20 protein-coding genes are annotated in these 21,969 nt (G+C 64.1%); 10 read left to right on the forward strand and 10 right to left on the reverse strand.

The window, feature by feature from the left end; all coding sequences use genetic code 11:
* Window positions 1-9 precede the first annotated feature (9 nt).
* Genes BSL82_RS14230 through BSL82_RS14240 form a run of 3 tightly spaced genes read left to right on the forward strand, consistent with a single transcriptional unit; the run spans window position 10 to window position 3,284 of the window.
* Window positions 10-1,446, forward strand: a complete 1,437-nt coding sequence (locus BSL82_RS14230) for a dihydrolipoamide acetyltransferase family protein (RefSeq protein ID WP_072597996.1) — start codon at window positions 10-12, stop codon at window positions 1,444-1,446.
* 28 nt (window positions 1,447-1,474) lie between these two features.
* Window positions 1,475-2,635 (forward strand): acyl-CoA dehydrogenase family protein, encoded by a 1,161-nt coding sequence (locus BSL82_RS14235; protein ID WP_072597997.1) that lies wholly within the window; start codon window positions 1,475-1,477, stop codon window positions 2,633-2,635.
* 10 nt (window positions 2,636-2,645) lie between these two features.
* Complete coding sequence (locus BSL82_RS14240; protein ID WP_072597998.1) at window positions 2,646-3,284, forward strand: FMN-dependent NADH-azoreductase; 639 nt, start codon at window positions 2,646-2,648, stop codon at window positions 3,282-3,284.
* Here the strand turns inward: BSL82_RS14240 and BSL82_RS14245 are convergent.
* From BSL82_RS14245 to BSL82_RS14255, 3 genes are read right to left on the reverse strand one after another with little or no spacing between them, the layout of a single operon-like run.
* Window positions 3,230-3,742, reverse strand: a complete 513-nt coding sequence (locus BSL82_RS14245; protein ID WP_072597999.1) for a MaoC/PaaZ C-terminal domain-containing protein — start codon at window positions 3,740-3,742, stop codon at window positions 3,230-3,232. The two genes, BSL82_RS14240 and BSL82_RS14245, sit on opposite strands and share 55 nt — an antisense overlap.
* A 21-nt stretch (window positions 3,743-3,763) precedes the next feature.
* Window positions 3,764-4,642, reverse strand: coding sequence for an acyl-CoA thioesterase (locus BSL82_RS14250; protein ID WP_226998476.1), 879 nt, complete (start codon window positions 4,640-4,642; stop codon window positions 3,764-3,766).
* Window positions 4,643-4,695: 53 nt separating this feature from the next.
* Window positions 4,696-5,916, reverse strand: a complete 1,221-nt coding sequence (locus BSL82_RS14255) for an aromatic ring-hydroxylating oxygenase subunit alpha (protein ID WP_072598001.1) — start codon at window positions 5,914-5,916, stop codon at window positions 4,696-4,698.
* A gap of 85 nt (window positions 5,917-6,001) precedes the next feature.
* Here BSL82_RS14255 and BSL82_RS14260 point away from each other — a divergent pair, with 85 nt between their 5' ends.
* Window positions 6,002-6,802, forward strand: a complete 801-nt coding sequence (locus BSL82_RS14260) for a sugar phosphate isomerase/epimerase family protein (protein WP_072598002.1) — start codon at window positions 6,002-6,004, stop codon at window positions 6,800-6,802.
* Between the two features lie 27 nt (window positions 6,803-6,829).
* Here BSL82_RS14260 and BSL82_RS14265 read toward each other — a convergent pair whose 3' ends face one another.
* Window positions 6,830-7,633, reverse strand: a complete 804-nt coding sequence (locus BSL82_RS14265; RefSeq protein ID WP_072598003.1) for an SDR family oxidoreductase — start codon at window positions 7,631-7,633, stop codon at window positions 6,830-6,832.
* 201 nt (window positions 7,634-7,834) lie between these two features.
* Between BSL82_RS14265 and BSL82_RS14270 the strand changes: the two genes are divergently transcribed.
* From BSL82_RS14270 to BSL82_RS14285, 4 genes are read left to right on the forward strand one after another with little or no spacing between them, the layout of a single operon-like run.
* Window positions 7,835-9,481, forward strand: a complete 1,647-nt coding sequence (locus tag BSL82_RS14270) for a class I adenylate-forming enzyme family protein (RefSeq protein WP_072598004.1) — start codon at window positions 7,835-7,837, stop codon at window positions 9,479-9,481.
* Window positions 9,478-9,774, forward strand: coding sequence for a putative quinol monooxygenase (locus BSL82_RS14275; RefSeq protein WP_072598005.1), 297 nt, complete (start codon window positions 9,478-9,480; stop codon window positions 9,772-9,774). The genes BSL82_RS14270 and BSL82_RS14275 overlap by 4 nt, the downstream gene beginning before the upstream one ends.
* A gap of 38 nt (window positions 9,775-9,812) precedes the next feature.
* Window positions 9,813-11,969, forward strand: coding sequence for a PQQ-dependent dehydrogenase, methanol/ethanol family (locus BSL82_RS14280; RefSeq protein WP_083579345.1), 2,157 nt, complete (start codon window positions 9,813-9,815; stop codon window positions 11,967-11,969).
* A gap of 12 nt (window positions 11,970-11,981) precedes the next feature.
* The gene (locus tag BSL82_RS14285; RefSeq protein WP_072598006.1) at window positions 11,982-12,758 is read left to right on the forward strand and encodes an enoyl-CoA hydratase-related protein; all 777 of its coding nucleotides are present in this window, start codon (window positions 11,982-11,984) and stop codon (window positions 12,756-12,758) included.
* Here BSL82_RS14285 and BSL82_RS14290 read toward each other — a convergent pair.
* The 6 genes from BSL82_RS14290 to BSL82_RS14315 all read right to left on the reverse strand — a co-directional run bounded on the left by BSL82_RS14290 (window position 12,755) and on the right by BSL82_RS14315 (window position 16,976).
* A complete protein-coding gene (locus BSL82_RS14290; protein ID WP_072598007.1) occupies window positions 12,755-13,186 on the reverse strand; it encodes a GlcG/HbpS family heme-binding protein in 432 nt (143 codons plus the stop codon). The genes BSL82_RS14285 and BSL82_RS14290 overlap by 4 nt on opposite strands.
* 15 nt (window positions 13,187-13,201) lie before the next feature.
* Window positions 13,202-13,789 carry a nuclear transport factor 2 family protein gene (locus tag BSL82_RS14295; RefSeq protein WP_072598008.1) on the reverse strand — a complete coding sequence of 196 codons (588 nt, stop codon included), beginning with the start codon at window positions 13,787-13,789 and terminating at the stop codon, window positions 13,202-13,204.
* A 1-nt stretch (window position 13,790) separates the two neighbouring features.
* Window positions 13,791-15,170 (reverse strand): aromatic ring-hydroxylating oxygenase subunit alpha, encoded by a 1,380-nt coding sequence (locus tag BSL82_RS14300; RefSeq protein WP_072598009.1) that lies wholly within the window; start codon window positions 15,168-15,170, stop codon window positions 13,791-13,793.
* A 53-nt stretch (window positions 15,171-15,223) separates the two neighbouring features.
* The gene (locus BSL82_RS14305) at window positions 15,224-15,796 is read right to left on the reverse strand and encodes a carboxymuconolactone decarboxylase family protein (RefSeq protein WP_072598010.1); all 573 of its coding nucleotides are present in this window, start codon (window positions 15,794-15,796) and stop codon (window positions 15,224-15,226) included.
* A 119-nt stretch (window positions 15,797-15,915) separates the two neighbouring features.
* The gene (locus BSL82_RS14310) at window positions 15,916-16,683 is read right to left on the reverse strand and encodes an SDR family NAD(P)-dependent oxidoreductase (RefSeq protein WP_072598011.1); all 768 of its coding nucleotides are present in this window, start codon (window positions 16,681-16,683) and stop codon (window positions 15,916-15,918) included.
* Entirely contained in the window at window positions 16,680-16,976 is a 297-nt protein-coding gene (locus BSL82_RS14315) for a putative quinol monooxygenase (protein ID WP_072598012.1), read from the reverse strand. The genes BSL82_RS14310 and BSL82_RS14315 overlap by 4 nt, the downstream gene beginning before the upstream one ends.
* Window positions 16,977-17,224: 248 nt before the next feature.
* Here BSL82_RS14315 and BSL82_RS14320 point away from each other — a divergent pair, with 248 nt between their 5' ends.
* Window positions 17,225-19,726 (forward strand): TonB-dependent receptor, encoded by a 2,502-nt coding sequence (locus BSL82_RS14320; protein ID WP_072598013.1) that lies wholly within the window; start codon window positions 17,225-17,227, stop codon window positions 19,724-19,726.
* Between the two features lie 100 nt (window positions 19,727-19,826).
* Window positions 19,827-21,965: a PQQ-dependent dehydrogenase, methanol/ethanol family gene (locus BSL82_RS14325; RefSeq protein ID WP_072598014.1), complete on the forward strand. Its 2,139-nt coding sequence runs from the start codon at window positions 19,827-19,829 to the stop codon at window positions 21,963-21,965.
* Window positions 21,966-21,969: the final 4 nt, after the last annotated feature.

A 21,969-nucleotide genomic window follows, 5' to 3' on the forward strand; every position in this document is an offset into this window, starting at 1 on the left:
GAGCGGGCCGTGGCAAATCTGAAAGCGTTCACCATGCCCAAATGGGGCATTGAAATGAGCGAGGGTACCATCGCCGAATGGATGGTGGCCGAGAACGAACCCTTCGCCAAGGGCACGGTGTTGACCCTGGTCGAGACGGACAAGATCACCAATGAGATCGAGGCCGAAGGCGAAGGCCGCTTCGTCCGCATCGTCGCCGAGGCGGGCGGCACCTTTCCGGTCGGCGCGCTGCTGGCCGTCCGGACCGATGGCGAAGAGGCGTCCGCCGACGAGATCGACGCCTTTGTCGCAGGCTTCCGGCCGGCCGACACCAGCTTTGCCCCCGAGGGCGCGGAAACCGGGGAGCCGCCCGCTGCCGAGCCGTCACCTGCTCCGCCAGCCACTCCCCGACCCGAGACAAATATTCCGGAGGGCGTTGCGATCAGCCCGGTCGCCCGGGCGCGCGTTGCCGAAAGCGGAGTGGACGTCGCCGGGATCACGGGTTCGGGCCGGGGCGGGCGCATCACCGCGCAGGATGTCGATCAGGCTGTCCGACCGGCGGCCGAGCCAGCGCTTGCCGGGCCATATCCGCAAAGCCCCGATCAGGGCGTCTATGCCACGCCGATGGCCCGCCGCCTTTCGGCGCTGCACGACATATCGCTGAAGGGGCTTTCAGGCTCCGGACCGCGCGGACGGGTGCTGAAGGGCGATGTGCTTGCGCGGGTGGAGCAGGCGCGGCCCGCGCCCGCCGCCTCCCCCGCAACTGCCGACGCGGCTCCGCAGCAGCCCGGCCCGGCGTCGGGCGTGACGGTGGCACCCATGTCATCGATGCGCCGCACCATCGCGAGGCGGCTGACCGAAGCCAAGACGACGATTCCGCACTTCTATATCCGCCGCCGCGTACGTGCGGACCGGCTGCTAGCTTTGCGGACGGCGGTTCAGGGACAACGGCCCAGCGTGAACGACTATCTCGTTAGGGCCTGCGCGCTTGCGCTGATGGAGGTGCCGGAGCTGAATATCCAGGTGCACGGCAATGACATCCACCGCTTCGGCGCGGCCGACATCGCCGTTGCCGTCGCCACCGACAAGGGGCTCATCACGCCGATCGTCACCCGCGCCGACGAGCGCAGCGTGGCTGAGATCTCGCAGCTGATGGCGGGCCTTGCCCAGCGCGCCCGGTCCGGCAAGCTGAAGCCGGAGGAGTATAGCGGCGGCAGCTTCTCGCTATCGAACCTAGGCGGGTTCGGCGTGGAGCAGTTCGACGCGATCATCAATCCGCCACAGGGCGCGATTCTGGCTGTCGGCACCGCCCGGCCGGAGCCGGTGGACGATGATGGCGCGATCCGGATCGTGCCGGTCTTCCATCTGTCGCTGTCATGCGATCACCGCGCGATCGACGGAGCCGATGGCGGCCGTTTCATGGCCGCGCTCGCCAACCTTATCGAACAGCCGGAACTTCTGGCTTGAGGCGTGCCGAACGCCTCCGGAGAGCAACATGGATTTCAGACTGACGCCCGACCAGGAAGAGCTGCGCTCAGCCGCGCGGGATTTCGCCCGCGCCGAGCTTCCCGCCATCGCCGCCGAGCTGGAGCGCGACAACAAGCCGCCCAGCCATGAACTGGTGCGCCGCTATGCCGAAATGGGCTTTCTGGGAATCAACATCCCGTCAGAGCTTGGCGGCCTTGGCCTCGGCAACCTGGAAGCGCTGATCGTCCTTGAAGAGTTCGCAAAGATCTCTTCCGCGGTCGCCTTTCCCATCTTTGAATCGTCGGTCGGACCCGTTCGCGCCATCGAGCATTTCGGATCGGACGCGCTGAAGCGGCGCGTCGTCCCGGCCGTCTGCCGGGGCGAGATGGTGGTGGCCGTGTCGATGTCGGAACCCGATGCCGGTTCGGCGCTGACCGATCTCAAGACCAAGGGCGAGGTCAACGGCGACAAGCTCGTCATCAACGGCACCAAGCGCTGGTGCTCGGGCGGCGGCCACGCCGACGCCTATGTCGTCTATTGCCGTCTGTCGAACGATCCGGGCGCGAAGGCGATCGGCGCGGTGCTGGTGGAAAACGATGCGCCGGGTCTCAGCTTCGGGCCGAATGAACAGCTGATGGGCTTTCGCGGCGTGCCTTCGTCCGACCTTTATCTGGACGGCTGCGAAGTGCCCCTGGACAACATCATCGTTCCGGCCGGCGGCTTCAAGCAACTGATGGAGGCCTTCGATCTGGAGCGCTGCGGCAATGCCACCATGGCCCTGGGCCAGGCGTCGGGCGCGCTTGAGGACGTGTCGGACTATGTTCAGGAGCGCAAGCAGTTCGGCAAGCCGATCGCCGATTTTCAGGCGGTCCAGATCAAGCTCGCCGAAATGCATATGAAATGCGAGGCCGCCCGGCTGCTCATCTGGCGCGCCGCGGCGAACGCGCAGGATGGGCTTCCCTCCATTCTCGACAGCTCGACCGCGAAATGCTTCGCCAATTCGATCGCGCGCGAAGTCGCGGGCGATGCGATGCAGCTGATGGGCGCTTATGGCTATTCCAAGGAGTTTCCGATGGAACGGCGTCTGCGTGACAGCTGGGGCTGGGGCATTGCTGGCGGCGCGATCGACATCCAGAAAGTGAACATCGCCGGGGCCATGCTGGGCCGCCGGTTCGACCAGCGCCGATAGGCGGGCGCAAGTGGCGGAGCGACTGCTTCACATCAAGGCGAGCCCGCGCGGCAGCCTTTCGCGCTCCGCGATGGTCGCAAGCCGGTTGCTGGCACGGCTTCAAGAGACCGACGTGGAGCCGCTGGACCTGTTCGATGCGGATTTGCCGCCTTTTGGGGGCGCGGTGATCGAAGGCCGCTATGCGCTGCTTTCAGGCCAGCCGGTGGCGGAGGATGCGGCGGCGGACTGGCAGCGGATCGAGGGCATGGTCGCGCATTTTCTCTCGTTCGACACATGGCTGTTCAGCACGCCGATGTGGAACTTCGGAATACCCTATCGGCTGAAGCATTATATCGACCTGCTGACCCAGCCGGGCCTTGCGTTCTCGGCGGACGCCGGCGGCAATGTGATCGGACATGCAGTGGGGCGGACGGCGATCATCATTGCGGCCGGTGCGCTGGATACGCGCCCCGAGAGCGCCTTGGGCAGCCTCGATCACCAGGCCGCTTATCTGGAGGCCTGGCTCAGCTTTCTCGGGGCGACGAACATCCATGTCATCCGCGTGATGCCGACTTTCGGCGAAGCGGCGGTCGTCGACCGGGCGATGGAAACGGCTTATGCGGAGGCTGACGCGCTCGCGCGCCGCCTGTCCCGGCCAAGCCGGGTGTAGACCAGATTGATGCTGGTGAAGGTCACCGCCTCGGTTCCGTCGTCGGTGACAACAGCGTAGCGGATCAGAGCGGTTCCCCTGTCATCGCGTGTCTGCGACGGACGAAGCTCCACGATCTCGGACGTGACGTGGATGGTGTCGCCCGAGCGGATCGCGCGGCGCAGGCGCAGGTCATCCCAACCCACGCCGCAGACGAAATCGATGTCCGAATTGATCTCGTGGTCGAGTTGCCGCCACAGCGCCAGCACGTGGATGCCGCTTGCGACCACCTCGCCGAACACCGACTGGCGGGCGAGTTCCGCGTCGGTATGAAACCATTGCGGGTCATAGGTGCGGGCGAAATCAAGGATCTCCTGCCGGGAGATCGTCCGTTCACGCGATTTTCGGCGTTCTCCTACCTGGAGATCCTCAAACGTGCGGTGCGGCATGACGGGCACAAAGGGTTGTTCCCCGGTCATCGTGCGGTTTCCTTCAACAGATCAGATACGGCCCGCGCGCGGCGCATCCAGCACGCGGATCAAACCTTCCTGGGCGACTGTCGCAATCAACCGGCCGTCCCGCGTGTAGATCGTTCCGCGCCCAAGTGAGCGGGACGACCCCGCCGCAGGGCTGTCGAGCGCGTAGAGCAGCCAGTCGTCTACCCGGCCATGATCGTGAAACCAGATGGCATGGTCAAGGCTGGCTGTCTGGAGATAGTCGTCGGCCCAGCCCATCCCGAGCGGCGCAAGCCCGGCGTGCAGTATGTGCAGGTCCGATGCATAGGCGAGATAGCACTGATGCAGGGCGCGGTCGCCGCCAAGCGGCGATTTGAGCCTCAGCCAATAGTGGCGATGGCACGATTCCGGCTGACCGTTGAACATCAGAAACGGTTCGACCGGGCGCCATTCGAACAACTGTGGGCGCCGCCAGAACGGTAGATGGCGTTCGGGCAGGGGTGCGTCTGCGATATAGTCGGACATCGGCCGCAACTGCTCCGGCGGGGGCACGTCGGGCATTGCGAACTGATGGCGCGGCCCGTCCTCCGCGACCTGGAAAGAGGCGGAGGCGCTCATCACCAGTGCGCCGTCCTGCTCCACGGTCACGCGGCGGCTGGAAAAGCTTCGTCCGTCATTGTCGCGCGTAACGGCGAAATCCAGCCCCTTGTCGGTCAGCCCCGGCCTTCCGAAAAAGGCATGGAAGCTGTGCGCCGGCCGGTCCGGCGATACCGTCTGCTGCATGGCGCGCAGCGCCCGCGCCAGAATCTTCCCGCCATAGAGGCGCAGCAGCCCGCTTGGAATGGGCGCAGCTCGAAACCTGTCCGGGCCTGTCTCTTCATAGGCGAACAGCATGCGCCGTTCGATTTCGGGATCGTCGATCATGGCATCGGGCATAGCGCAGGCCTGGCGGCGGCGGAAAGCTTTCCCGCCGGCGTTCAATCCTGCGTCACCTGGTCGCGGAGCACCTGCTCCACCCTGGCCTCCGGAGGCACCTGATTGAGGCCGATGCGCCGGTCCAGCTCTTCATGCCAGTGATAGATGCGGCGTTCCTGATAATTGAGTGGCATGCCCTTGAAGCCCTTGCTCTCCAGTGACTCCTGGATCTGCGGGGCGTACTGCAAATCCTCGTATAAAATCCGTTCCCAGTTCGCGAGCCGCGTGTCCCAGAGCGGGTTCGGCTGGTCCGGATCGTAATCCGGCGCGATCCAGCTCGACACGACCCGCGCAGTCCGGTTCGAGGTGGGCCAGAATTGCAGCAGCGGGATGCCGCTTTCGGACGCAGGCATCACGAAATTGGGATAGATCTGATAGCTGACGTTGTTGTTCGCCGGAACCTCGGTGATCGTCGGGATCTTCGGCATGCCGATCGTGCCGGGGTCCTTCCAGTCCGGCCGGCGATTGGGCGTGAGCATGCGGCTGTGACCATTGGGCCACAAAGTCACGAACATTCCGCGATGGTCAAGGAACCGGTCCACCGTCTGCTGGTGGATGGATTTCAGATGATAGACCTCAAGAAACGCATCGAGCAGCACCTTGACGTTGCAATTCACCTCATAGCTGCGTGAATCGACGAGGCGCAGATTCTCCAGCCCATATTGCTCAAGCTCCTTCGCCATCGGGCCGATATGGTCGAGCAGCGGCTGCGCCTCCGGATCTTCGTTGATGAAGATCAGGCTGCCGAGAAGCTCGCAGCGCACGGACACCAGCGACCGGCAGGAAAAGTCCAGACCCACGAAATCGCGCTTGTCGCGAACGGCGGTGAGCTTGCCGTCCAGCGTGTAGCTCCAGCCATGATAGCCGCAGACGAAGCCGCGTGCTTCGCCGGCCAGCTCGGTGACCAGCGGTGCGCCGCGATGCTGGCAGGTGTTGTAGAAAGCGCGGACTTGGCCCTCCAGATCGCGCACCACCAATATGGGCGATCCTGTGTTGCGGGTGAGGAACCAGCTGCCGGGGTTTGGGATCTGATCGACATGGCCGGCGTAGAGCCAGGCGCGCTGCCACATGCGTTCGCGCTCCAGCTTCAGGAACTCGGGATCGGTGTAGCGGACGCCGGGTATGTCGGGCAGCTTGGGGAAATCCTCGGGCGGCGCATTGCGGCTGCGCTCATAGTCCATGCGCTGGTGAACACGCTCGACGGTCTGTGCGTTCAGTTCCATGACTTTCCACTCCTGATTGACTTTACCTAGCACACTCCATCATAAAAACAATCATGTTTGACTTTTTATTTGTCGCAGGATCGCCATGAAACGCCTTTCGCTCCACCATTTGACCGCGCTTGACGCAACTCCCGCAGAACTGGCGGCCATCGCCGGTCGGCTGGAGTGCCAGCACATCACCCTGTTCACTCATGTGCCCGAACAGGCGCGCGCGATGTTTCCATGCGTGATGCCGGACGATGTCCCGGCGCTGAGCGATGCGCTCGCTTCAGCCAATGTGTCCGTCTGCAATCTCGAGGTCTTTCCGCTCGATCAGGACGGCGGACTGGGCCGCTTTGCCGAGGGGCTGAAGACGGGCGCGGCGCTGGGTGCTCCCCGCGCGACCGTGCATATGTACAATATCGAGAGCATCGCCGTCGCCGCCCGGCGGCTGAAGGCCTTTGCAGATGTCGCCGGCGATTATGGCATCACGCCCGGCCTTGAGTTCAATGGCTTTTCGGACGTGAAGGATATTGCCACCGCCGTCGCGATCGTGCGCGAGGCGGGCTGTGGCGCGGTGGCGCTCGATGTGCTGCACCTGATGCGCAATGGGGCCGACATAGCGGCCGTCGCGCCCAATGCCGGGTTGATCGGCTATGTGCAGGTCTCCGACGGGCCGCTGGAATTGCCCGACGAAATCCCCGCCTGGCATGAAGCGGTCAAGGAACGGCTGCTGCCGGGTGATGGCGCATTCCCGCTTGCCGAAATCCTGCGTCCGGTCGCGGGACATGCGATCATCGAGGCGGAAATCCCCCAGAGCACCGCGCGCAAGGCGGGCGCCGACGCATTCGAGCGATGCCGGAAGGCGGTGGATGCGGTCCGCCGCACACTCCGGGCGCTGGACTGATCGGCCGGAGCGACCCGGCCGAATCGCTCAGCCGGCTTGCGCGGCTGCCGCCCTGGCTGCTTTCACCGCCGCGCCTATTTCGGCGTTCGTCGGGTTCCGCCGCAGCGTGAGACCGCCGTTCACCTGAAGCACCTGGCCGGTCATGAAGCACTGGTCCGAGGCGACCCATGCGGCCGCATCGGCGATGTCTTCGCTCGTGCCCACCCGGCCAAGCGGATATTCCTTGGCGAAGGTGTCGAGAATCGCCTGATTGCGCGAGGCCTTGGCCGTCATCGGGGTCGGCGTAAAGCCGGGCGCGATGGAATTGGCGCGAATGCCGCGATGACCGAACTCGTTGGCGACGCAGCGGATGACGTGATCCGTGCCCGCCTTGGTGCCCATATAGGCGGCGTGATCCTCCAGCATGATGGATGCAGTGGCCGATGAGATCTGAATGATGGAGCCGCCGTCGCCCATCCGCCGCAGCATGGCCTGGTAGAACAGGATCGGCCCGGTGAACTGCAGCGCGGTGATGCGATCGATGTCCTCCTTTGTGGTTTCAAGAAATGGCTTGAGCAGGCCCCAGCCTGTGGCATTGAGGGCGATGTCCAGATGGCCGAAGCGCGCGACCGCCGCATCGGCAAGCGCTGCAAGATCGCCCTCGTCGGTAATGTCGCAGCGCACCGCAAGCCCGCCGATTTCCTCCGCAAGTTCGGCCAGCGCCGCTTCGTCCCGCCCGGCGACCACCACCCGCGCCCCTTCGGCGGCAAAGCGGCGGGCAATCACCTGGCCCATATTGTCGCGGCCCGCCGCTCCGATGATGACGGCGACCTTGTCCTGCAACATACCCATAGCGCCTCTCCATTCCTTGATCGTCAGCTTGATTGCGCGTGACCCTGACTATGCCCATTAGCCGATCAGACGGAATAAAAAAATCAGGTAAGATTGTTTTTTTATTCCGGGCTGTCTAAGATGCGTCTAAAGCGGCGTGGCCGTAACACAGAACATCGCCATTCCTCGCTGGCGCGGGGCTGGCCTAATCGGGAGAGTGAGATGGCGGCGGAAGCCCCGATCTACACCTTGGGCGCGTTGCTCCGGTCATCGGCCGCGAGCCATGCCGATTCGCCCGCGTTGATTTTTCCGGATCGCAAGGTCAGCTATCGCCAGCTCAACGAGTCGGCACGCGCCTGGGCGCGAACGTTCATCGCGCTCGGTATCAAGCCCGGCGACAATGTGGGCATTTTGCTGACCACGCGGCCGGAATTCGTCGAGCTGCTGTTCGGCATCGTCATGGCGGGCGCGGTGGCCGTACCGGTCAACGCGCGTTACCAGGCGTCCGAGCTGGGTTTCCTGGTGCGCGACGCCGATCTCGTGCTGATGGTTACGACGGGGCGCGTGGCCGACAGCCTGGACTTCGGTGAAAGGCTGGTCGCGGCGCTTCCTTCCTTGCGGCACGCCGATGATCCGCGAAACCTCTCGCTTGACGAAGCGCCGAAGCTGCGAAGCATCATCTGTCTGGACCAGCCGTGCCCCTCCTATCTTCTGTCCGCCGGCGGGGCGCTCGACGCGGGGCGGCAGGTGGACGAGGCCCAGGTGGACGCTCGAATCGATGCCGTGGTTCCACAGGATGTCGGATTGATCCTTTACACGTCCGGCACGACCGCCAATCCCAAGGGCGCGCTGATCAGGCACAGGGCGCAGGTGGGCAACAGCCGGAACCTTGGCATCCGCTATGAGGTGACGGGCGCGGACAAGGTATGGTCCCCGCTTCCCATCTTCCACATCGCCGGAATCCTGCCGATGGTGATGATTCTGGACAAGGGCGGGGCCTATATGACGATCCCGCATTTCGAGGCGGGAGCCGCGCTCGAGATGCTTGGTCGGGAGAAGGCGACCATCGCCTATCCAAGCTTCGTCACGATCATGCAGGATCTGATCACCCATCCCACCTTCAAGGACACCGATCTGGCCAGCCTAAGGGTGATGAACTCCAACTTCGCGGTGCAGCCCGCATGGATCAAGGAGGCGGTCACCGCGGCGATGCCCCACACGATCCAGGTCGGCACCTATGGCCTGACCGAGGCGGCGGGCACCGTTTCCACCAGCCGCCTGTCCGACAGCTATGAGCAGCGCACCGGCCGCTGCGGCGTGCCGCTGGACGAATGGGAGGTGCGGATCGTCGATGTGGAGAGCGGACGCGATTGCGGCGTCGACGAGCGGGGCGAAATCGTGGTTCGCGGCCCCAATATGCTGAAGGGCTATTACAACGCCCCGGACAAGACGGCCGAGGTGATCAGGAACGGATGGTTCCACACCGGCGACATCGGATCGATCGATGCCGATGGGCAGATGATGTTTCACGGCCGGACCAAGGACATGCTGAAGGTGGGCGGTGAAAATGTCGCCGCCGCCGAGATCGAGGCGATGCTCCAGACCCATCCGGCGGTGAAGCTTGCGCAGGTGGTGGGCATTCCGCACGACCGCTATGTCGAAGTGCCAGCGGCGTTCGTCGAGCTGGCGGAAGGCCATTCCGCGACCGAGGACGAACTGATCCAGCACTGCCGCGGCCAACTCGCCAGCTTCAAGCTTCCGCGTCACGTACGCATGGTGTCGGAGTGGCCGATGTCGACGTCCAAGATCCAGAAGTTCCGGCTCAGATCGCAACTGATCGAGGAACTGGGCAAGGGAGAAGCCGCATGACCGGCAAGAGCTTTGTGGCGGAGCTTCGCGCCAAGCCGGAAAAACGCAATGACCTGATCCGGCTTCAGATCGAAATGAAGCTGCTGGTTCATCAGCTTGAGCCGGATGCGATTGTCTATGAGCTGTTCCAGTCGGAGGAAGATCCCGACCTGTTCATTTGTGTTGCGACCTTCCGCGATGACGCGGCGTTCGAGCATCACATGCAGATCGACTTTCACGAGCGCCTGGTGCCGCAGATTTTCGAATGCCTGGCCGAGGATATGAAGATTCAATTCTATCGCTCGCTTGGCTGAACGTCCCTGAGGGGGGACCATATGGATTGGGAGGGATGATGCCTGTGTCTGGTTCGGCGGGTCGGCACGGACGGCCACGGCTGTCTGCTCTTGGGCTGGCGCTCTGCGCGGCGCTGCTGTTTCTGGCGGGTTGCGGTGGCGGTGACGGTGGCGACGGTCGGGCCGGTGTGTCCGGCGGTGCGGCGTCAGGGGCGGCGGCGCGATTGCTCGACGGGTCGGACGGCGCGGACTGGGCGGCCTTCGGGCGGACCTATGGCGAGCAGCATTACAGCCCGCTGGACGAGGTCAACCGCGAGACGGTGAGCCGTCTGGGGCTGGCCTGGTCGGTCGACCTGCCGCTGGGCAATTCGGTGACCGGCCCTGTGGCGGTGGACGGGGTTCTCTATACGGCGACGGGCTATAGCGTGGTGCGGGCGTTCGACGCCGTCACGGGCCGCCAGCTTTGGGAATATGACCCTGAAGCGCCCGAGGCGGCGGGGCGCAAGCTGCGGCAGGGCTGGGGCAGCCGCGGGATCGCCTGGTGGAACGGCAAGGTCTACACCGGTACGCAGGACGGGCGTCTGATCGCGATCGACGCGAAGACCGGCAAGCCCCTCTGGTCGCAGATGACGGTGGCCAAGGACGATGTTCGGTTCATCTCGGGCCCGCCGCGGGTGTTCGACGGCAAGGTGATCATCGGCCATGGCGGCGCGGATGTGGGATCGATCCGCGGCTATGTGACGGCGTATGACGCCGAGACCGGCAAGCAGCTCTGGCGATTCTGGACGGTGCCGGGCCAGCCCGGCGTCGACGACGACGAGACGACGCGGATTGCTGCGGAGAGCTGGTCGGGCGAATGGTGGAAATACGGCGGCGGCGGCACCGTCTGGAACGCCATCACCTATGACGCCGAACTCGACACCATCTATCTCGGCACTGGAAATGGCGCGCCGTGGAATCACCGCATCCGCAGTGAAGGCAAGGGCGACAACCTGTTCCTGTGTTCCGTCGTGGCGATCGACGCCAAGACCGGCAAGTACAAATGGCACTATCAGACGACGCCCGCCGAGGCCTGGGACTATAATGCCTCGATGGACATGCAGGTCGCGACGCTGGAAATCGACGGCGCGCCGCGAAAGGTCTTGCTGCAGGCTCCGAAGAACGGTTTTTTCTATGTGATCGACCGCACCAACGGGAAGCTGATCTCGGCCGAGCCTTTCGCTAAGGTCACCTGGGCGTCGAAGATCGACCTCACGACCGGCCGCCCCGTCGAGATGCCGGGCGCGCGCTATGAAAATGGCGCTCAGGTCGAATTGTGGCCCGGCCCGAACGGCGCGCACAACTGGATGCCGATGTCCTTGGATCCCCGCACGGGCATAACCTACATCCCGGTTCTGGAAATGCCGGGCACCTTCGATGACCGTGGCATCGCGATGAAGAACTGGCAGCGCACGCCGGGTAATGCGAACGATACCGGCGTCAATTTCGGGCTGGATTCTGACGACCCCACCGCCGGGACCGGAGCGCTGGTGGCGTGGGACGCAAAGACCCAGAAGGAAGTCTGGCGCGTCAAGATCGACAGCTTCTGGAACGGCGGCACAATGGCGACGGCAGGCAATCTCGTCTTTCAGGGCCATGCCGACGGCAGCTTCAATGCCTATGATTCCGAGACCGGAAAGCGCCTGTGGACCTTTGCCGCCGGCTCCGGCGTGCTCGGGCCGCCGATCACCTACAAGGTGAACGGTCGCCAGTATATCACGGTGCTGTCGGGCTTCGGCACCAGCGGCGCGCTGTTCGGCGAAAAGGTCGCGCGCTTCGGATGGCAATATCGCACCCAGCCCCGCCGCATCCTGACCTTCGTGCTTGACGGAAAGGCAGGGCCGTTGCCGCCCGCCGCGCCCGATCATCCCGAGCCGGTCGCGGATCCCGAGTACCGGCCCGACCCGGCGCTCGCGGAAAAGGGTGCGCCGATCTATGGCCGCCGCTGCCTCGTCTGCCATGGGGTGGACGTCAAGGCGGCGGGCCTTGCGCCCGACCTTCGCGCCTCGCCGGTGCCGCAGGATGCCGCGACGTTCAACGAGATCGTCCGCAACGGCGCGCTCGTCCCCAACGGCATGCCGCGCTATGAGGAACTCACCGATGCGGAAATGGCGGCGCTTCGCCAGTTCATCCGCTCCCAAGCGAGCAAGTTCCGTGCATCCGCGGCGAAGAACTGAGGTGCGCTGGGAATGACCGGCGGCGCGCATTACGAGAGCAGCGACGGAATCGCAACGATCACCATGGATCGGCCGGAGGTGCGCAATGCGCTGGATGCGGCGACCTCCCGGCTGATCGATGAAATGCTCTCCCGCGCCGAAGCTGACGCAGACGTGGGCGTCATCATCGTCACGGGCGCGGGCGACAAGGCCTTTTGCTCGGGCATGGACCTGAAGGAAGCGGCGCGGACCGGCCCCGGACACGGGCTGCTGCCGGGGCGCGGATTTGCGGGACTGACCGAAGGAAGCCGGTCGAAGCCGGTGATCGCGGCGGTGAACGGGGCGGCGGTTGCCGGCGGATTCGAGATCGCGCTTGCCTGCGACATCATCGTGGCGGCGGATCATGCGGTGTTCGGCCTGCCGGAGGTGAAGCGCGGCATGTTCGCCTTTGCGGGCGGAGTCCAGCGGCTCGCCCATCTGGTGCCCAGATCGACGGCGATGACGGTGATTCTGACGGGCGATCCATTGCCCGCCGCGCGCCTTCACGAGCTGGGCGTGATTTCAGCGCTGGTGGGGCTGGACCAGCTGATGCCAACGGCGCGCAAGATCGCGCAGACCATCAACGCCAACAGCCGCCCGGCCATAAGCGGGGCGAGGAGGTTGTTCCAGCTTTCGGCCGACCTGCCACTGGACGAGGCCTTGCGCGTCGGCAGGGAAATCGACTTTGCAAGCTTTTCCGATCCAGACACGGCGGAAGGCATAGCCGCCTATGCCGAAGGCCGCGCCGCCGCCTTCCGCAAGCCGATCTAGGAACTTTCTCCGCACAGCGCGACCAGCGCATCGACACCGGCCTGGGCGGCTGCCGCGTCGTCGCTCGCCGCCGCCCCGCTTGCGCCCACCGCGCCGATCACGACGCCGTCCACCGCGATGGGCACGCCCCCTTCCAGCGGCGCAAGGGTGCGGACCGCAAGGATCGCGGCCTGCCCTTCGTTCACCATGGTCTGGAATGTCTTGGACGGCACCCCGAACAGGGCGGCGGTCTGCGCCTTTGCCGTCGCCACTTCTATGCTGGGCGGCGGCGCGCCGTCCATTCGCCGAAACGCCAGCAGATGTCCCGCACGGTCGACAACGGCGACGCACAGACGAATGTTCATCCGCTCGGCTTCGTCGACGGCGGCTTTCAGCGCCACTTCCGCACCCCGGCTGGTCAGGGTGGTGACCTGTGTTGTCAGGCGCATCTGGGGTTCGTCCGTTCAAGGAGCATTGGCGTAGACGGGATCATGTGGGCCGCGCGCGCCCAGCGGCCGCAAGGTGGCGAACATTCCCTCATCCAGAAGCAGGTGGCCGATGTCGTTGCGGTTCCAGTCCATCACGACCTGCCGCTTCGCAATCCGCCATTCGCCATTGCGCCGTTCAAGCCTGTCTATGTAGCGGCCGCCAAAGACGAAATCGTGAGGGATCCCATCCACGCGACTCCAATCGAACTGAGAAAGATAGGTCGATCCGAAAATCTCCTCGATCTTTTCCTTGTCGCCACGCACCCGGTGATAGGCGATCAGATAGGCTTCCGAATAAATGGCGTCGCCATGCACCTCCATATGGACATTGGCGATGGCGTGCATGGTCACGTCGAACCAGCGCTGAATCTCAGCGATGATGAACTCGGCGAACTCGGCTGCATTGCCGTTGAAGACGCCGTGGTTGTCGATGCCGTCATCCCAGTAGACGGACCGCATCAGGTCGACATCGGCCCGGTCGAGCGCGCGGCAATAGCGGGTCAGCACGTCATAGGCCTTGGAACGGCTGACCAGTTCCTCGACCTCGGCGTCGGTCCAGTTCATTTCAGCGCTCCCCTTCGGCCATCCAGCGATCAAGCTCGGCATGGAAATGGCGGATGCGCTGTTCCTGCTCGCACAGCACGGCGCCCCGATAGCCCGCGCTTTCTATTCCCTCCTGCACCAGCGGGAAGAGCGAGCTGTCCTGATCGAAGACAAGGCCGAGGCCGCCCTGGCGCGGATCGATCTCCTCGATCTCCGCCGGAGCCCGGGCGCTGATATCCCAGCCTTCCGGAAGACCCATATAGGCGGGCGGCTGGACTTCCGGGTCGTCCTGCGGATGGACCATGACGATCACGTCGAAGATGAACTTGCGCGGATCGCTCTTGTGCGGCCGGAAATAGAGAAAGCTGAGGCCCTCCGGATGGATGCCCATCTGAAGGTTGGGGAACACGAAATAGTTCCAGTCGTCGGTCAGCTGATTGTCCAGAAAATCCGAATAATCGAGCCCCAGCCGCGTGGCGCGTTCGCGTTTGGCCTTCTGGATCGCCGGACGGACATCCTGCATCCGCCCCCGGAAGTCCTCCGGATCAAGGCCCACCTCGCGCATCAGCGCCTTCAGCGCGTCGTTCAATCCGGTTTCGCCGCTTCCCAACCTCGGGCTTTCATAGGCGAACTTCGTGACCATCCGGCTCATGCCGTGCGGATAAAGATCGATCTGCGCATGATAATCGTTGAAGATCGGCAGGATCTCCGGGTGGATGGCGTGGACATGATAGGCCTCGTTGAAGCCGTCGACCGCCACCTTCCAGTTGGCGTCCCACACCGATTGCGCGCGGCGGACCACCCGCATGTCCTTCAGCCGATAGGGGCGCGCATGGTCCGGCAGCGGCCCGAGCTGGTCGAGAAGCGGCCCGGCGTCGGGGTTCAGATTGACAAAGATGAAGCCTTCCCAGCTTTCGCAGCGGACCGCGCTCAGATCCAGGTTCCGGCAGAGCGTTTCAGGGCGGAAGGTTTCCGGATCGGTGACTCCCTTCAGGCTCCCGTCCAGGTTGAAACGCCAGTTGTGGAAGCTGCATGTGAAGCCGTTCGCAAGGCTGCCCTGGCTGTCATAGACGACGCGGTTGCCCCGATGCGGACAGACGTTGAAGAAGGCACGGATCGCTCCATCATCGCCGCGCACGATGACGATGCTTTCGCGCCCCAGTTCGAAGGTGACGAAATCGCCGGCGTCGGGAATGTCTTCCTCACGCGCTGCCCACACCCACACGCGGGACCAGAGGCGGGACCATTCCTTTTCCATCCACTCTTTCGAATAGTAGCGCTCCTTGGCGATGATCCCGGTGCCGTTGTCGATGAACGGGGCCTTGGCTTCGTTGCTGTCTTCGGGCGCATCCGGGTTGACGGGCCACGTCAGGCGATAGTCATAGCTGTTGTTGTCGAGCATCAATCTCTCCCAAAGGGGTCTTGCAGCCCCTTTTTTCAAAGTGGTGGCGCGCGCTATTCGGCGGCGTCGGCGAAGGTCGGCATGCACACGCCATCGAGATCGAGGATGTGCGTCAGACGGCCGAGCGCGACCCAACTGCCGATGCTGAAGGTCGCATCGACGATTTCGGCATCGCTGAATGCGGCGTGCATTTGCGCCCAGAAGGGTTCGTCTTCGTCCATCGATTTGGGCGCCGACCCGAAACGATCTGCATATTCGACCAGAAGGCGCTCGCGCTCCGAAAGCAGGCCTTCGGGATCGCCATTGCGCACCGCCTCGTAAAACGCCTCGTCCGGAGGGGGCGTGTCACCGCTGCGCGCCGTCACGGCAATAGATGGATCGCCGCCGGAGCGTTCGAGATGGCCGGGCAGGTCACGGGCTGCGCGCATCCCCAGGCACAGCTTGCAACCGTTGATGTCGGCGGTGCGAATCCGGGCGGCCTCCATTTCGCGCAGGCTGAGCGTGGATCGCTCATAGACGGTGCGCGAATAATTGGCCGCGGCCGCGCCGATTTCAGGCGCATAGGCGGTCCAGACATAGGCTGAAGGATCATGTTGGTGCTCGTCAGGCACATGGACGCGCGGCATCCTGCTTCTCCTTTACGACTCTGTTTTCCGAGTTCGTTATTAAAAGACAATCATGCCTGTCTTTTTGAGTCGGAACAAGGCCTCCCAACAGGATTGCCGGCGGCGGCGCAACGGCGTGGCTAGGCGTCTTCCCCGCGAGCGATCCGGAAGCCCGCGAATGACTGGCTGGTGGGCATGATTTCCAGGCTGTTGATGTTGACGTGCGGGGGCTGCTCGGCAACCCAGTGCAGCGTGTCGGCCAAGTCCTCAGGCTTTAGCGCCGACGCGTGCCTGTAGACGGCATCCGCAGCGTTTTCGTCCTGCAGGTATCGGACGAGCATGAACTCGGTCTCGACAAGCCCCGGCTCTATCGAGGTGACACGCACACCCTTCCCGTGGAGGTCTGAACGCAGGCAGAGCGAGAACTGGCGCACAAAGGCCTTGGTGCCCCCATAGACATGACCGGCTGCATAAGGATAATTCGCCGCGGCCGAGGAGATGTTGATGATCGCTCCGCGCCGGGCGATCAGCCCCGGCAGAAGCGCATGGGTCAACGACACCAGCCCGGTGATGTTGGTGTCGATCATCGTCTTCCACTGGTCCAGCTCGGCGGCGGGCGACGGCGCGTCGGGAAGCGCCAGCCCGGCGTTATTGATGAGCAGATCGATGTCACGAAATTGCGCCGGCAGCGACGCCACTCCCTTCGCTATCTGGTTGGCATCGCGAATATCGAGGCTGAGCGGATGGACGCTGTCGCGCCCCAGCGAATCGGCAAGCGCCTCCAGCCGGTCAGCGCGTCTTCCCGCTGCGATGACCCGCCAGCCGGCACCAACGAACTTCCTGGCGGCGGCTTCTCCGATTCCGGCGGTCGCTCCGGTAATGAGCGCCGTGCGGGTCCGAACGCTCATTGCCGGGGCTCGAGATCGTAGAGCATCTCGCGCGAGTAACTGCCCTCCATGCACTCCAGCATCTTGGCGATGACGGGCTTGCCGTGCTCGGTCTCCATATGCGCCTTGTCGGCTGCTTCATCGACAAAGGATTCGTAGACGGCGAACATGCCCGGTTCTTCCAGACGGAAGAACTTGAAGGCCAGCGTGCCGGGCTCCCGGTCCACCAGGCTTTCCATTTCCCGGGCGAGGTCGATGAACGCCTGTTCCCGGTCGGGCCGGATGCGAAAGCGCGAAAGAAAACTGTAAGCCACGGCGATCCTCCTTTGGGCACTGATTGCGCCAAATCCGATAACAAACAATCACGACTGCTTGTTCAAGGCAAATGTCCTGCGAGGCGTTGCAGCGCAGCAAAGCCATGTGTTGCAACGGCGCTACTATCACTCCCGGAAATGAAAAGAAACAAACATGCCTGATTGTATCTTTGGTCCGGAGTTGTATGACGCTTCATGCCTTTAGAAGCCGCGAAGCCGGCCGGGCTACGGATTTGGGAGAGAGACTCATGAAGAACAGCCGTCGACTCGCATTGCCCGCACTGTGGGTGCTCGCCGCCGCCTCCATGTCCAATCCTGCGCTGGCGCAGACGCCTGCCGAAGGTGAAGGCCTGAGCCCCAGTGAGCAAAACGCGCAGCTTCAGGATGCGCCGGAAGCAGAACCGGCGGTGTCGGAGGCCGGGCTGGGTGAAATCGTCGTCACGGCGACTCGGCGCGCCACCAATCTTCAGGATACGCCCGTTGCGGTTTCGGCGATCGACCAGGGACTGATCGAGCAGGCGTCGCCACGCGACATCGGCGATCTGGCTGCGTTCGTGCCGAACTTTTCGGCGGCGACCGTAACCAACTTCAATGCAGCGTCGTTCGCGATTCGCGGCGTCGGCCAGAACAGCATCATCGTTTACTTCGAGCCGCCGGTGGCGGTGCTGGTCGACGACTTTGTTGTGTCGTCTGTCCAGACCCAGCTTCTCGACACCTTCGACATCGCACAGGTCGAGGTGCTTCGCGGCCCGCAGGGAACGCTCTTCGGCAAGAACACGACCGGCGGCGCGGTCACGGTCAGGACCAAGCGGCCCGATCTCGACAATATCGGCGTCGAGGCGCGGGCGATGTACGGCAGCTTCAACACCACGCGGTTGCAGGGCGCGGCCAACATCCCGATCATTCCGGGCCAGCTCGCCTTCCGGGGCGTGATGGGCTATGAATATAGCGACGGCTATTACAAGAACGGGGCCTGCTACGGCCCGGTGGTCGCCTTCGTTCCGACTAAGTTCGCGGGCGTAGAGGGCTGCGGCGACGGCGAAAACATCGGCGGCAAGGACGTCTGGAACGCCCGCGCCAAGCTGTTGTGGGAGCCGTCCTCCGCGTTCAGCGCGCTGCTTCAGTATGAATGGATTCGCGACACGTCGGAAAGCGTGCCCGGCGTCAACGAAACGCGCCCGGGCCAGCTGTTCGACACGCTGGGCGTCGGTGCGGCTACCCCTCCGGGCGGCGATCCGCTCGATTTCGCAGGGATTACGAACCGCAACAGCAACCTGCTCAAGATGGAGAAGGGCCATCGCATCAGCGTCGACGGCCTCTATCTGAACATGGACCTTGATGTCGGCGCGGGTACGTTCACCTCGGTGACGGGCTATCGCAAGCAGAAGTCGCGCCTGCCGAGCACCTATCCAAATCAGGCCCCGGTCGCGGCCGATGGCGAGGTGCTGTCGCTGTTCGACGCGACGCGCGACGACGACCGCACGACAAAACAGCAGGAACTGCGCTTCGCGTCCGACTTTGGCGGGCCGTTCAACTTCGTTGCGGGCGGATTCTACCAGAAGGAGAAGATCGACTTCTGCGTTGCGCAGATCCTGGGCTTCCAGGACCTGGTCTCGCCGCCGCTTCCCTTCGCCACATGGAACAACGCCCCCTATCTTCTCTGCAATGCGCAGAAGTCGCGATCGACCGCCGTGTTCGCCGAGGGCAACTACAAGTTCACCGACCAGCTGACGCTGACGGTGGGCGGCCGCTACACCTGGGAAAAGAAGCGCTGGTACGGCCGCCAGCAGACCTTCATCCCCGCCCTCGCCGGCGGGTTCGATCCCGGCCTCAGCATCGGGGAGGCGCTGGACGCCAGCGTGTTCAACTTCCCCGCCGGGGTCATCCAGGTGCTGGACAAGGCGAACGAGCCGACCTACCGCGCCAGCCTTGGCTATCAGGCAACCGATGACCTGTTCGTCTACGCAACCTACTCGCATGGCTTCAAGGCGGGGGCGTTCAACGACCAGATCGGTTCGTTCGCCCCGTTCGGAAACGATCTCGATGCGTTTGCGCTGGCTGCATCGGCGACCGATCCCGAAAAGGCGGACAGCTATGAAGTCGGGTTCAAGTCGGAGTTTCTCGACCGCAGGCTGAGGCTGAACGTCACGGGCTTCTGGGTCGACTACAAGGACCTGCAAAAGCAGATCGTGGTTCCGATCGAGGTCAACGGACTCCCGTTCCAGCTGACCCGCTTCTTCAACGCGGCCAGCGCCACGGTGAAGGGCATAGAGGCGGAAGCGACTGCGGTTCCGGTCGACGGGCTGACCCTGAGAGCCGTGCTCGGCTATCAGGACGGCAAGTACAATGATTATGTCACGCCCATTCCGGCCGGATATGATCTGTCGTCGGCACCGCTCGACCGGCTGCCCAAGTGGCAGTGGACGGTGGACGGAAGCTACGAGATTCCGTTCGGCGATCACAAGGTCACGCTCAACGGCAATGTGGCCTATACTGCGCGCAATCTTTCCACCCAGTCGATCTCCACGGCGTCCGACAACACCTATCTCAACGCGCGCACGCTGGTGAATGCATCGATCACGCTGGCCGATATCGATGATCGCTATTTTGTGCGGGCGATCGGCCGGAATCTCACCGACAAGCGGTACAAGATCGGTTCGCAGGTCGTCGGCGGGCTGTGGGCGAACTCGCAGTACGGTCCGCCGCGCTTCTTCGGCGTGGAGGCGGGTCTTCGGTTCATGACCGAATAGGCGCTGCCTTGTGGAAGGTCGAGACCGGCGTGGCGGTGAGCCGCGCCGGTCGCCGCCGTCACTCGACCCCTTTCATCCACCCAAGGAGCATCGGTTCCCTATGTCGCAAACTGTCTCCAAAGCCACGGCGCTCTGCGCGGCGCTGCTGTTTCTGGCGGGTTGCGGTGGCGGTGACGGTGGCGACGGTCGGGCCGGTGTGTCCGGCGGTGCGGCGTCAGGGGCGGCGGCGCGATTGCTCGACGGGTCGGACGGCGCGGACTGGGCGGCCTTCGGGCGGACCTATGGCGAGCAGCATTACAGCCCGCTGGACGAGGTCAACCGCGAGACGGTGAGCCGTCTGGGGCTGGCCTGGTCGGTCGACCTGCCGCTGGGCAATTCGGTGACCGGCCCTGTGGCGGTGGACGGGGTTCTCTATACGGCGACGGGCTATAGCGTGGTGCGGGCGTTCGACGCCGTCACGGGCCGCCAGCTTTGGGAATATGACCCTGAAGCGCCCGAGGCGGCGGGGCGCAAGCTGCGGCAGGGCTGGGGCAGCCGCGGGATCGCCTGGTGGAACGGCAAGGTCTACACCGGTACGCAGGACGGGCGTCTGATCGCGATCGACGCGAAGACCGGCAAGCCCCTCTGGTCGCAGATGACGGTGGCCAAGGACGATGTTCGGTTCATCTCGGGCCCGCCGCGGGTGTTCGACGGCAAGGTGATCATCGGCCATGGCGGCGCGGATGTGGGATCGATCCGCGGCTATGTGACGGCGTATGACGCCGAGACCGGCAAGCAGCTCTGGCGATTCTGGACGGTGCCGGGCCAGCCCGGCGTCGACGACGACGAGACGACGCGGATTGCTGCGGAGAGCTGGTCGGGCGAATGGTGGAAATACGGCGGCGGCGGCACCGTCTGGAACGCCATCACCTATGACGCCGAACTCGACACCATCTATCTCGGCACCGGAAATGGCGCGCCGTGGAATCACAAGATCAGAAGTGCTGGAAAGGGTGACAATCTTTTCCTCGCGTCGGTCGTCGCGCTCGACGCCAAGACCGGCAAATACAAATGGCACTATCAGTTCAACCCGGCTGAAAGCTGGGACTACAACGCGTCCATGGATATGGAGCTGGCCGATCTCCAGATCGACGGCAAGGCGCGCAAGGTGCTGATGACCGCGCCGAAGAACGGTTTTTTCTATGTGATCGACCGCACCAACGGGAAGGTGATCTCGGCCGAACCCTATGTGAAGGTGACCTGGGCGTCGAAAATCGACTTGAAGACCGGCCGCCCGGTGGAGAGGCCCGGCATTCGCTATGAAGATGCGCCTGCAACGATCATGCCCACGCCGATCGGGGCGCATAGCTGGCTGCCGATGGCGTACAGCCCCCAGGCCCGGCTGGTCTACATCCCGGCGATAGAGCTGGAGGCGACGTTCGACGACAGCGGCATCACCCGTGAAAACTGGAAGCGCACGCCCGGGGCCGCGCTCGATTATGCGGTGCGGCCGGAAATCCGGCTTGTCGAGGGGGCGAAGCACCATAGCGCGCTGGTGGCGATTGACCCGGTCACGCAAAAGCAGGCGTGGCGCGTCCCGCTGCCCGCGCACTTTCCGGGCGGCATCGCGGCGACTGGAGGCGGGCTGGTGTTCCAGGGCCAGGTGGATTCAAAATTCAACGCCTATGACGCAAAGACCGGCAAGCTGCTCTGGTCGTTCGACGCCAAGGCCCCGGTGATCGCGCCGCCGATCACCTACACGGCCAATGGCCGCCAATATGTGACCGTGCTGACGGGCATGGGCACGAGCGGGGGCTTTCTGGGTCAGCTTCTGGAGGAATATGGGATCGATTACCGGACGCAGGCACGCCGCATCCTGACCTTCGCGCTGGACGGCAACGCCACCCTTCCGGCCGCCGAACCCTATGAAGCCGTCGCGATCGACGACCCGGATTATCGCACCGACGCCGCTGCCGCTTCGGCTGGAGCCGACATCTATAACCAGCGTTGCGTCGTCTGCCACGGAGGCGAAGCCGTGGCGGCGGGTGTTGCGCCTGACCTTCGGACCTCTCCGGTCCTGCTGGACGACGCGACATTCGACGCAATCGTCCATGCGGGAATGCTCGTTCCCAACGGCATGCCGAAATTCGAGGAGCTGAGCGAGGCCGAGCTGGCCAATCTTCGCCAGTATCTGCGCTCGCGGGCGGCCGACCTCAGGAAAGACCGGCCGCTGCCCGACGAGATAAAGCCGGGACGCTGACGCC

The sequence above is a fragment of the Tardibacter chloracetimidivorans genome (assembly GCF_001890385.1).
GTDB classification, from domain to species: domain Bacteria; phylum Pseudomonadota; class Alphaproteobacteria; order Sphingomonadales; family Sphingomonadaceae; genus Tardibacter; species Tardibacter chloracetimidivorans.